This is a genomic window from Streptomyces sp. NPDC001717 (assembly GCF_042892775.1).
Taxonomy (GTDB): Bacteria; Actinomycetota; Actinomycetes; order Streptomycetales; family Streptomycetaceae; genus Streptomyces.
On record NZ_JBIAUK010000033.1, the window covers coordinates 23,333 to 35,345 of the forward strand.

8 protein-coding genes are annotated in these 12,013 nt (G+C 71.2%); 7 read left to right on the forward strand and 1 reads right to left on the reverse strand.

Features of this window, described 5'->3' with window-relative positions; all coding sequences use genetic code 11:
- Positions 1 to 22: 22 nt before the first annotated feature.
- Positions 23 to 2,494: a DEAD/DEAH box helicase gene (locus ACFYZL_RS34010; RefSeq protein WP_384753221.1), complete on the reverse strand. Its 2,472-nt coding sequence runs from the start codon at positions 2,492 to 2,494 to the stop codon at positions 23 to 25.
- Between the two features lie 81 nt (positions 2,495 to 2,575).
- On the opposite strand from ACFYZL_RS34010, the gene bldG reads away from it, so the two are divergent.
- The 7 genes from bldG to topA all read left to right on the forward strand — a co-directional run bounded on the left by bldG (position 2,576) and on the right by topA (position 12,009).
- Entirely contained in the window at positions 2,576 to 2,917 is a 342-nt protein-coding gene (gene bldG / locus ACFYZL_RS34015) for an anti-sigma factor antagonist BldG (protein WP_030199598.1), read from the forward strand.
- A gap of 134 nt (positions 2,918 to 3,051) precedes the next feature.
- Positions 3,052 to 3,492, forward strand: a complete 441-nt coding sequence (locus tag ACFYZL_RS34020; protein ID WP_384753223.1) for an ATP-binding protein — start codon at positions 3,052 to 3,054, stop codon at positions 3,490 to 3,492.
- Between the two features lie 262 nt (positions 3,493 to 3,754).
- Positions 3,755 to 6,157: a sodium-translocating pyrophosphatase gene (locus ACFYZL_RS34025; protein ID WP_384753225.1), complete on the forward strand. Its 2,403-nt coding sequence runs from the start codon at positions 3,755 to 3,757 to the stop codon at positions 6,155 to 6,157.
- Positions 6,158 to 6,317: 160 nt separating this feature from the next.
- Positions 6,318 to 6,878 carry a small secreted protein gene (locus tag ACFYZL_RS34030; RefSeq protein ID WP_384753228.1) on the forward strand — a complete coding sequence of 187 codons (561 nt, stop codon included), beginning with the start codon at positions 6,318 to 6,320 and terminating at the stop codon, positions 6,876 to 6,878.
- A gap of 169 nt (positions 6,879 to 7,047) precedes the next feature.
- Positions 7,048 to 8,562: a methyltransferase gene (locus tag ACFYZL_RS34035; protein WP_388684376.1), complete on the forward strand. Its 1,515-nt coding sequence runs from the start codon at positions 7,048 to 7,050 to the stop codon at positions 8,560 to 8,562.
- A gap of 127 nt (positions 8,563 to 8,689) precedes the next feature.
- Positions 8,690 to 8,887 (forward strand): hypothetical protein, encoded by a 198-nt coding sequence (locus tag ACFYZL_RS34040; RefSeq protein WP_384758701.1) that lies wholly within the window; start codon positions 8,690 to 8,692, stop codon positions 8,885 to 8,887.
- 302 nt (positions 8,888 to 9,189) lie between these two features.
- A complete protein-coding gene (gene topA / locus ACFYZL_RS34045; RefSeq protein WP_388684379.1) occupies positions 9,190 to 12,009 on the forward strand; it encodes a type I DNA topoisomerase in 2,820 nt (939 codons plus the stop codon).
- Positions 12,010 to 12,013: the final 4 nt, after the last annotated feature.

Here is a 12,013-nt window from a genome sequence, read left to right on the forward strand (position 1 = left end):
TCGGGCGCCGGTCAGGCAGTCGTCAGGGCCCGGCGGGCGGGGCGGTGGGGGCTTCGGCCAGGAGGCGGGTGAGGAGACGGATGGCGCCGCGCTTGTGGAGGGGGTCGTTGCCGTTGCCGCACTTGGGTGACTGGATGCAGGAGGGGCAGCCGGCCTCGCACTCGCAGGCGGCGATGGCGTCCCGGGTCGCCGTCAGCCAGGCGCGGGCCGTGTGGAAGGCGCGCTCCGCGAAGCCCGCGCCGCCGGGGTGGCCGTCGTACACGAAGACCGTCGGAAGGAGGGTGTCGGGATGCAGCGGCACGGAGACGCCGCCGATGTCCCAGCGGTCGCAGGTGGCGAACAGCGGGAGCAGGCCGATGGAGGCGTGCTCGGCCGCGTGCAGGGCGCCGCCGAGGATCTCCGGGTTGATCCGGGCCTCGTCGAGCTGGTCCTCGGTGACCGTCCACCACACGGCCCTGGTGCGCAGGGTGCGGGGCGGCAGGTCCAGCTTGGCCTCGCCCAGCACCTCGCCGGTGATCAGTTTGCGCCGCAGATAGGACACGACCTGGTTGGTGACCTCGACGGAGCCGTAGCAGAGCCGCCCCGATCCCCAGGGGACCTCGGTCTCGGTCTCCAGGACGGAGATGGAGGTGGTGTCGCGGGCGGTCGTGGAGAAGGGCGGGTCCGCCTCTTCGACGAGGGCCGCCGAATCCTCCAGGTCCAGGTGTTTCACGAGGTAGGTGCGGCCCTGGTGGAGGTGGACGGCCCCGTCGTGGACGGCGGTGTGCGCGGCCGACTCGTCGACCGTGCCGAGCAGCCGCCCGGTCGAGGCCTCGACGATCTGCACCGGCCGGCCGCCGCCGCCCCGGATGTCGGTCAGGTCCGAGGCCCGCTCCCGCCGGGTCCAGTGCCAGGCCGTGGCCCGCCGGCGCAGCAGCTTCGCCGCTTCGAGCTGGGGCAGGAGTTCCCCGGTCGCCGGGCCGAAGAGCTCCAGATCGGGCTCGGTCAGCGGGAGCTCCGCCGCGGCCGCGCACAGGTGCGGGGCGAGGACGTACGGGTTGTCCGGGTCGAGGACGGTGGCTTCCACCGGTTGGCGGAACAGGGCCTCGGGGTGGTGGACGAGGTAGGTGTCCAGCGGGTCGTCGCGGGCGATCAGGACGGCCAGGGCGCCCTGCCCCGAGCGCCCGGCGCGGCCGGCCTGCTGCCACAGCGACGCCCGCGTGCCCGGGTATCCCGTGATCAGGACGGCGTCCAGGCCGGAGACGTCCACGCCGAGCTCCAGGGCGGTCGTGGCGGCGAGACCGAGCAGCTCGCCGGAGTGCAGGGCCCGCTCCAGGGCCCGGCGCTCCTCCGGCAGGTATCCGCCACGGTAGGCGGCAACCCGCCGGGGCAGGGACCTGTCCACGTCCGTGAGGCGTTCCTTGGCGATCACGGAGATCAGCTCGGCGCCGCGCCGGGAGCGGACGAAGGCGACCGTGCGGACCCCCTGGACGACCAGGTCGGTCAGCAGGTCGGCGGTCTCGGCCGTGGCCGTACGGCGTACGGGAGCGCCCTTCTCGCCCCGCAACTCGGTGAGCAGCGGCGGCTCCCACAGGGCGAAGACCACCTCGCCGCGCGGAGAGGCGTCGTCGGTGATCTCGGTCACCGGTACGCCCGTCAGCCGCGAGGCGGCGGTCGCCGGGTCGCTGGAGGTGGCCGAGGCCAGCAGGAAGACCGGTTCGGAGCCGTAGCGGGCGCACAGCCGCCGCAGCCGGCGCAGCACCTGTGCCACGTGGGAGCCGAAGACCCCGCGGTAGGTGTGGCACTCGTCGATCACCACGTAGCGCAGGGCCCTCAGGAAGGAGGACCAGCGGGGGTGGGCCGGGAGGATCCCGCGGTGGAGCATGTCGGGGTTGGTCAGGACGTAGTTGGCGTACTGGCGCACCCATTCGCGTTCCTCGACGGGCGTGTCCCCGTCGTAGACGGCGGGCCGGACGGCGTTGCCGAGCGGGGCCGCCAGCTCTCGTACGGCGCGGCGCTGATCGGCCGCCAGGGCCTTGGTGGGGGCCAGGTACAGGGCCGTCGCGCCCCGCCCGTTCGGGGCCTCGGCGCCGTCCGCCAGCGCCGAGAGCAGGGGCGCGAGGTACGCGAGGGACTTGCCCGAGGCCGTGCCGGTGGCGACGACCACCGAGCGGCCGTCGAGGGCGTGCTCGGCGGCGGCCGCCTGGTGTTCCCACGGGTGTTCGATCCCGGCCGCCTGGATGGCGGCTACTACATCCGTTCGGATGCGGTCGGGCCAGACGGCATGACGGCCCTCCCGAGGGGGCAAGTGCTCCGTATGGGTGATGCGCGCAGCCCGGGAAGGCCCCCGGGACAAGCGGTCGAGGACCGCGCCGGGGGTGGGTCGAGGGTCCGCGGGTGGCGTGGGCCGCCTGGGACGGTGAGTATTGGCCATTGGAACCGAGTGTGTCACCGGCGTGCGGGACAATGGTCCGAAGGCGTCGTGCGCGCCTGCCGGTAAGTGATTGAATGCCATCGCGGCAGCCGATCCCTCACCTACCTTCGGGTGGGGAGGCCCCCGGGGGGCGCCGCTCGATAGCAAGGTGCTGGAGGATCCGTGGACCTGTCCCTGTCGACTCGCACTGTCGGCGACCGTACGGTCGTGGCGGTCGGTGGCGAGATTGATGTGTATACCGCGCCCAAGCTGCGCGAGCAGTTGGTCGAGTTGGTGAACGACGGCAGCTATCACCTGGTTGTCGACATGGAGGGAGTGGACTTCCTCGACTCCACCGGTCTCGGTGTGCTCGTGGGAGGTCTCAAGCGCGTCCGCGCGCACGAGGGTTCGCTCCGTCTGGTGTGCAACCAGGAGCGCATCCTGAAGATCTTCCGGATCACCGGTCTCACCAAGGTGTTCCCGATCCACACCACTGTGGAAGACGCCGTCAACGCCACCGACTGACGACTCCCGGCCGCCCGTGGGACGCCCTGGGGCGCCCCGCGGACGGCGAGGAGCCGACGAGGAGAACGGGGGTGCCGGGCCACGGTCGGTCCGGGCCCCTGTCAAGGCACGCCCGTAGTCCGAGGGGGACGCGCATGGCCACCGTTGAACTGCGCTTCAGCGCCCAGCCCGAACACGTCCGGACGGCCCGCCTGGTCGCGGCCGCCGTGGCACGCCGGGCCGGCGTGGAGGAAGCCGTCCTCGACGAGGTCCGCCTCGCCGTGGGCGAGGCCTGCTCGCGCGCCGTCGGACTCCACCGCAGCAACGGGCTGACCGCGCCCGTCCGGGTCGTGCTGACCGAGGAGGAGAAGGTGTTCTCCATCGAGGTCGGCGACGAGGTCCCCGGACCGGGCGGCGGCCCGGATTCCGCCGTGCCCGGACTCGAGGCCGCCCTCGACTCCGACGGCGACGGCGAGGACGAGATGGGCCTCGCCGTGATCAGCGGGCTCGTCGACGACGTCGAGGTGAGCACCGGGGAGTCGGGTGGCACGATCCGGATGAGCTGGCCCGTGTCCGCGTCCTCCGATCTTCCCTAGATCCAAAGAAGGCAGGACAACATTCGGTCCTATCTTCCGATCTTTATCAAGGCCCTGCTGAGCAGGGCCTTTTTCATGCCCGTAGATCAATGACCAGGCGTCAATGCCTTTGCCCCATTACCGCTTTCGAGGGTATTGGAGTGACGCGATCTATTGGTGAGGAGCAAGAGAACGCCAATTCCGTTTGCTGCGTACTGTTTTGATCGGGGCGCGCTCCCTACAATCCGTCCACATCTTGAGCTCATCACGTCAAGGAGGACGAATGACGGGGCTCTTCACCCCCAATGCGCCGGATCACACGATCGATCTGGCATCCGCGGTACTCACCGATGACAATCGGCTCATCGTGATCGTCATTGCGGTCGTGGCACTCGCCGCACTCGTCGTCGCGCAGATCCTGGTCCGCCAGGTCCTCTCGGCCGACGAGGGAACCGACAGCATGAAGAAGATCGCCGCCGCCGTCCAGGAAGGCGCCAACGCCTACCTCGGCCGCCAGCTGCGCACCCTCGGCATCTTCGCCGTCGTGGTGTTCTTCCTGCTCTTCCTGCTCCCCGCCGACACCTGGTCGCAGCGGGCGGGACGGTCCGCCTTCTTCCTCGTGGGCGCCCTCTTCTCGGCGGCCACGGGCTACATCGGCATGCGGCTCGCGGTCCGCGCCAACGTCCGCGTCGCCGCGGCCGCCCGCGAGGCCACCCCCGCCGAGGGAGAGCCCGCCAGAGACCTGACCGAGGTCTCCCACAAGGCGATGAAGATCGCCTTCCGCACGGGCGGCGTCGTCGGCATGTTCACCGTCGGCCTCGGCCTCCTCGGCGCCTCCTGCGTCGTCCTGGTCTACGCCGCCGACGCACCCAAGGTGCTGGAGGGCTTCGGCCTCGGGGCCGCCCTGATCGCGATGTTCATGCGCGTGGGCGGCGGCATCTTCACCAAGGCCGCCGACGTCGGCGCCGACCTTGTCGGCAAGGTCGAACAGGGCATTCCGGAGGACGACCCGCGCAATGCCGCGACCATCGCCGACAACGTGGGCGACAACGTCGGCGACTGCGCCGGAATGGCCGCCGACCTCTTCGAGTCGTACGCCGTCACCCTCGTGGCCGCACTCATCCTCGGCAAGGCGGCCTTCGGCGACCTGGGCCTGGCCTTCCCGCTGATCGTCCCCGCCATCGGCGTGATCACGGCCATGATCGGCATCTTCGCGGTCTCCCCGCGCCGCAGCGACCGCAGCGGCATGACCGCCATCAACCGCGGATTCTTCATCTCCGCGGTGATCTCCCTGGTGCTGGTCGGGATCGCCGTGTTCGCGTACCTGCCGGCCACCTACAAGGAGCTCGTCGGCGTCGACAACCCGGCGATCACCAACCACTCCGGTGACCCGCGCGTCCTGGCCCTCGTCGCCGTCGCCATCGGCATCGTGCTCGCCGCCCTCATCCAGCAGCTGACCGGCTACTTCACCGAGACCAACCGCCGTCCCGTCCGGGACATCGGCAAGTCCTCCCTCACCGGCGCGGCCACCGTCGTCCTCGCCGGCATCTCCGTCGGTCTGGAGTCCGCCGTCTACACGGCGCTGCTCATCGGCCTCGGCGTCTACGGGGCGTTCCTGCTCGGCGGCACCTCGATCATGCTCGCGCTGTTCGCGGTGGCCCTGGCCGGCACCGGCCTGCTCACCACCGTCGGCGTCATCGTCGCCATGGACACCTTCGGGCCCGTCTCCGACAACGCCCAGGGCATCGCCGAGATGTCCGGCGACGTCGAGGGCGCCGGCGCGCAGGTCCTGACCGACCTGGACGCCGTCGGCAACACCACCAAGGCCATCACCAAGGGCATCGCCATCGCCACCGCCGTGCTCGCCGCGGCCGCGCTCTTCGGCTCGTACAACGACGCCATCGCCACCGCGGTCAAGGAAGTCGGCGCCAAGGCCGGGGAGATGAACCTCAGCCTGGACATCGCGCAGCCCAACAACCTCGTCGGGCTGATCCTGGGCGCGGCCGTGGTGTTCCTGTTCTCCGGCCTCGCCATCAACGCGGTGTCCCGCTCCGCGGGCGCCGTGGTCTACGAGGTGCGCCGCCAGTTCCGCGAGCACCCCGGGATCATGGACTACAGCGAGAAGCCCGAGTACGGGCGCGTCGTCGACATCTGCACCAAGGACGCGCTGCGCGAACTCGCCACGCCCGGCCTGCTCGCCGTTCTCACCCCGATCGCGGTGGGCTTCACCCTCGGCGTCGGCGCGCTCGGTTCCTTCCTCGCGGGGGCCATCGGCACCGGCACCCTGATGGCGGTCTTCCTCGCCAACTCCGGCGGCGCGTGGGACAACGCGAAGAAGCTCGTCGAGGACGGCCACCACGGTGGCAAGGGCAGCGAGGCCCACGAGGCCGTCGTCATCGGCGACACCGTCGGCGACCCGTTCAAGGACACCGCGGGTCCCGCGATCAACCCGCTGCTCAAGGTCATGAACCTGGTGGCGCTGCTGATCGCCCCCGCCGTCGTGCAGTTCAGCTTCGGCGAGGACACCAGCGCGGGCATCCGGGCGATCGTCGCGGTCCTCGCGATCGGCGTCATCATCGCCGCCGTGTACGTGTCCAAGCGCCGCGGCATCGCGGTGGGCGAGGACGGCGACGGCGGAGCCGCCGAGCGGGTGGCCCAGTCGGCCGACCCGGCGACGGTCTCCTGACCCTCTCGCCACGAGACAAGGGCGCAGCCGGGCAGGGCCGGTGGTACGCCCGAACGACGGACGGGCGGCGCGGACCGACGCGCCGCCCGTCCGCCTTTGTACGTCGCCGGAGGGGAGCCGTGTATCTTCCGGGCCGAGAGCCTTCGAAGGGACCAATCCGGTGAACAAGAAGCTTGCGGCCGCGCTGTCGGGCGGCGCTGTGCTGATGCTCGTCCTGTCCGGCTGCGGCGGGGATGACAGCGACGCGAAGGGCAACGCCTGGGCCAAGAAGGTCTGTGACCAGTGGTCGCCCGAACTCAAGAAGATCGAGACCGCCAACGCCGACATCAAGCGGGTGGCGACGGAGAGCAGCAAGCCCGAGGAAGTCCAGAAGACCGACTCTGCCGCCTTCGGGACGATGTCCGAGTCGTACAAGACGATGGGCAGCGCCCTGCAGGGCGCCGGAGTTCCCCCGGTCAAGGACGGGGAGAAGACCCTGGGCGCGGCGGTCCAGGGCTTCGAGTCGACCTCCAAGGGTTACGCCGACCTGAAGGCCAAGATGGACGCCCTCGACCCCAAGGACCAGACGAAGTTCGCCGAGGGCCTCAAGGAGCTCGCGGGTGGTCTGGAAGAGGCCACGAAGGGCGGCAAGGACGCCCTCGACCAGCTGAAGTCGGGTGGCCTGGACAAGTCGATGAACGCCCAGAAGGGCTGCCAGGTCACGGCGCCGTCGCCCAAGTAGCGCCCTCCGCACGCCCTCCGGGCGCCAGTACGTCGGCCAGGGCGGCCGGGGCCCCGGAAGGGCCCCGGCCGCCCTGTCGTACACCCGGACGCGCGCGGTCCGGCGCGCCGCCCGGGACGTCTGCCCGCGCGGCGCACGGATTGTGGCCGCCGGCGGCCACAATGGACGGGTGAGTACCACCAGCCTTCCCACGCCCGAACGCGCCGCCGAGCTGCGCACCGCCCTGCTCGCCGCCGGCTTCACCGCCGACGGTCTGCTCGACCTGCTCGGCGCGCCCGCCTACGCCGCGCTCGCCCGCAGCGAGACGGTCCCCGCCCTGCGCGCCACGCGGAGCGGCGGCGACGGCCCGCTGCCGAGCCTGGTCCGGCTGTTCCTGCTCCAGGAGCCCGTGGCGTACGCGCACGCCGCGGCGGCGCTGCCCGTGGAGGCGGCCCTGGCCGACGGGTGGCTCCGGCGTGACGCCGACGACGTACGCGCCACCGTCGACGTGCGCCCGTACGGCGGCCCGGACGGCGAGGACTGGTTCATCGTCTCCGACCTCGGCTGCGCCGTCGGCGGGGCCGGCGGGATCGGCAGCCGCGAGGAGGGGGTCGTCCTCGGGGTGGGCGGTGCCTCCACCACCCTCGCCGGGATCACCGTGCGCATCCCGGTCGGCTCGGCCCTCGACCTCGGCACCGGTTCGGGCATCCAGGCACTGCACGCGGCCCAGCACGCCACCCGGGTCACCGCCACCGACGTCAACCCCCGGGCCCTGGAATTCACCCGGTTGACGCTGGCGCTGTCCGGGGCTCCCGAGGCCGAGCTGCTCACCGGCTCCCTCTTCGAGCCGGTCGGCGGTGCCACGTACGACCTGATCGTGTCGAACCCGCCGTTCGTGATCTCCCCCGGCGCCCGGCTCACGTACCGGGACGGCGGCATGGGGGGCGACGACCTGTGCCGGACCCTGGTCCAGGAGGCCGGCACCCACCTCAACCCCGGCGGGTACGCGCAGTTCCTCGGCAACTGGCAGCACGTGGAGGGCGAGGAGTGGCACGACCGGGTCCGCTCCTGGGTGCCGCACGGCTGCGACGCCTGGATCGTGCAGCGTGACGTACAGGACGTGACGCAGTACGCGGAGCTGTGGTTGCGCGACGCGGGCGACCACCGCACGGATCCGGCCGAGTACGCGCGGCGCTACGAGGACTGGCTCGACGAGTTCGAGGCCCGCAAGACCAAGGCGGTCGGCTTCGGCTGGATCACCCTGCGCCGGACGGACGCGGCCGAACCCTCGATCGTGGTCGAGGAGTGGCCGCACTCGGTGGAGCAGCCGCTCGGCGAGGCCGTCCTGGCCCACTTCGCCCGCCAGGACTACCTGCGCGAGCACGACGACGCGTCCCTGCTGGAAGGCCGTTTCGTGCTGGCCGCCGAGGTGGTCCAGGAGCAGGTCGGCGCGCCCGGCGCGGAGGATCCGGAACACGTGGTGCTCCGGCAGAACCGCGGGATGCGGCGCGCGACCAAGGTCGACACGGTCGGCGCGGGATTCGCCGGAGTGTGTGACGGCTCACTGAGCGCGGGCCGGATCCTGGACGCGATCGCGCAGCTGATGCAGGAGGACCCGGTCGTGCTGCGGGACCGTACGCCGGAGGCGATCCGGATGCTCGTCGAGCAGGGCTTCCTGGAGCCCGTGGCGGGCCAGGGGCAGTAGCCGCGTCCGGGAGCGGAACCTGAATGTCACCCGGGGTTCGCCTGGTGTACGCCGGGGGCTGAAAGGGTTCTGTCCAGCGGGATCCGGGGGGGGTCCCGAGAGTGGTCCGGGGGATGGGGGAAACAGCATGGACGCCGGTCCTGCGATCTTCGCGGGGGCCGTGTTCCTGCTGTTCGGAGCCGCTCTGCTGACCTGGACGGGGGCGCGCGTCCTGAAGGGCGCGCCGGTGGCCGAAGGCGTGCGCCCCGTCCTGGCGGTACCGCTGGCCGTGCTCGTCGGCGGGGTCTCGCTCGCCCTCGGCGCGTGGTGCCTCGCGCGGCTCTGACGCGGGGCCGACAGCGCCACGGAACCGCCGGTCAGAGCACACGCCGCGCCGCACGCGGAACCACATGCGGGACCACATCCGGAAGCCGCCGCGGGGGAGGGGCCAGACGGCCCCCCAGCCACTCGGCCCGGTGATCGCGAACGGTCAGCCGCGACATCCGGGCGGCAGAACCGGCACTTGTCGGGTTACCGTTCGAGTGGCCGTTGCGGGCTTGTGCCGTTTGACACGGGGGCGGGTTGTACCGTCACACTCCGCAGCGTCGCCGTACCGCGACCGAGTGCCGACCGGAGAGAAGAGCCAAGTTGTCCCCGACCAGCGAGACCGCAAAGGGCGGCCGCCGACTCGTCATCGTCGAGTCCCCTGCCAAGGCGAAGACCATCAAGGGCTACCTCGGCCCGGGATACGTCGTCGAGGCGAGCGTCGGGCACATCCGCGACCTCCCCAGTGGCGCGGCGGAGGTTCCCGACAAGTACACCGGCGAGGTGCGCCGTCTCGGCGTCGACGTCGAGCACGACTTCGCGCCGATCTACGTGGTCAACGCCGACAAGAAGTCGCAGGTCAGGAAGCTCAAGGACCTGCTCGCCGAGTCCGACGAACTCTTCCTCGCCACCGATGAGGACCGCGAGGGCGAAGCCATCGCGTGGCACCTCCAGGAAGTCCTCAAGCCCAAGGTCCCCGTCCACCGGATGGTCTTCCACGAGATCACCAAGGACGCGATCCGCGACGCCGTCGCCAACCCGCGCGAGCTGAACCAGCGCATGGTCGACGCCCAGGAGACCCGCCGCATCCTCGACCGCCTCTACGGCTACGAGGTCTCGCCGGTCCTGTGGAAGAAGGTCATGCCGAAGCTGTCGGCCGGCCGCGTCCAGTCGGTCGCCACCCGCCTCGTCGTCGAGCGGGAGCGCGAGCGCATCGCCTTCCGCTCCGCCGAGTACTGGGACCTGACCGGCACCTTCTCCACCGGCCGCGCCGGTGACGCCTCCGACCCCTCGACGCTGGTCGCCCGCCTGAACACGGTCGACGGCAAGCGCATCGCCCAGGGCCGCGACTTCGGCGCGAACGGGCAGCTCAAGGGCGAGGTGCTGCACCTCGACGAGACGAACGCGCGGGCGCTCGCCGCCGCGCTGGAGAACGCCTCGTTCACCGTCCGCTCGGTCGAGTCCAAGCCGTACCGCCGCTCCCCGTACGCCCCGTTCCGCACGACGACGCTCCAGCAGGAGGCCTCGCGCAAGCTGGGCTTCGGCGCGAAGGCGACGATGCAGGTGGCGCAGAAGCTGTACGAGAACGGCTTCATCACCTACATGCGTACGGACTCCACGACGCTCTCCGACACCGCGGTGTCGGCGGCGCGCGCGCAGGTCACGCAGCTCTACGGCGCCGACTACCTGCCGGAGAAGCCGCGCGTCTACGCGGGCAAGGTCAAGAACGCGCAGGAGGCGCACGAGGCGATCCGGCCTTCGGGTGATCGTTTCCGCACCCCGGCCGAGACGGGTCTGACCGGCGACCAGTTCCGCCTGTACGAGCTGATCTGGAAGCGGACCGTCGCCTCGCAGATGAAGGACGCGACCGGCAACTCGGTCACCGTCAAGATCGGCGGCCGCGCGTCGGACGGCCGCGACGCCGAGTTCAGCGCCTCCGGCAAGACGATCACCTTCCATGGCTTCATGAAGGCGTACGTCGAGGGCGCGGACGACCCGAACGCCGAGCTCGACGACCGCGAGAAGCGGCTGCCGCAGGTTGCGGAGGGCGACGCGCTGGCCGCTGCGGAGATCACGGCGGACGGCCACTCCACCAAGCCGCCGGCCCGCTACACCGAGGCCTCCCTGGTCAAGGAGCTGGAGGAGCGGGAGATCGGCCGCCCGTCGACGTACGCGTCGATCATCGGCACGATCCTCGACCGCGGATACGTCTTCAAGAAGGGCACGGCGCTCGTCCCGTCCTTCCTGTCCTTCGCCGTCGTCAACCTGCTGGAGAAGCACTTCGGCCGGCTCGTCGACTACGACTTCACCGCGAAGATGGAGGACGACCTCGACCGCATCGCGCGGGGCGAGGCCCAGTCCGTGCCGTGGCTGAAGCGGTTCTACTTCGGCTCGGAGGACGCGAGCGAGGTCGTCCCGGCCGACGGCGACGCGCTCGGCGGCCTGAAGGAACTGGTCACGGACCTGGGCGCGATCGACGCCCGGGAGATCTCCTCCTTCCCGGTCGGCGAGGGCATCGTGCTGCGGGTCGGCCGCTACGGGCCGTACGTGGAGCGGGGCGAGAAGGACGCCGAGGGCCACCAGCGGGCCGACGTACCGGACGACATGGCTCCGGACGAGCTGACGGTCGAGTACGCGGAGGAGCTCTTCGCGAAGCCGAGCGGCGAGTTCGCGCTGGGTGCCGACCCGGTGAGCGGGAACCAGATCGTCGCGAAGGACGGCCGCTACGGGCCGTACGTGACGGAGATCCTGCCCGAGGGCACGCCGAAGACGGGCAAGAACGCGGTGAAGCCGCGCACGGCCTCGCTCTTCAAGTCGATGTCCCTGGACACGGTCACCCTCGACGACGCCCTGCGCCTCATGTCGCTGCCGCGAGTGGTGGGCACGGACGCCGAGGGCGTGGAGATCACGGCCCAGAACGGCCGCTACGGCCCGTACCTGAAGAAGGGCACGGACTCGCGGTCCCTGGAGACCGAGGACCAGCTGTTCTCGATCACCCTGGACGAGGCCCTCGCGATCTACGCGCAGCCGAAGCAGCGGGGCCGGGCCGCGGCCAAGCCGCCGCTGAAGGAGCTGGGCACGGACCCGGTCAGCGAGAAGCCTGTGGTCGTCAAGGACGGCCGCTTCGGTCCGTACGTGACGGACGGCGAGACGAACGCGACGCTGCGGCGGGACGACGACGTCGAGACGATCACGCCGGAGCGGGGCTACGAGCTGCTCGCCGAGAAGCGGGCGAAGGGCCCGGCCAAGAAGGTGGCGAAGAAGGCCCCCGCCAAGAAGGCCCCGGCGAAGAAGGCGGCGGCGACGAAGACCGCGGCCAAGAAGACGACCGCCGCGGCGAAGAAGACGGCGGCGAAGAAGACGACCGCCACGGCGAAGAAGACGGTGGCCAAGAAGGCCGCCGCGGCCCCGGCGGACGAATAGCCGC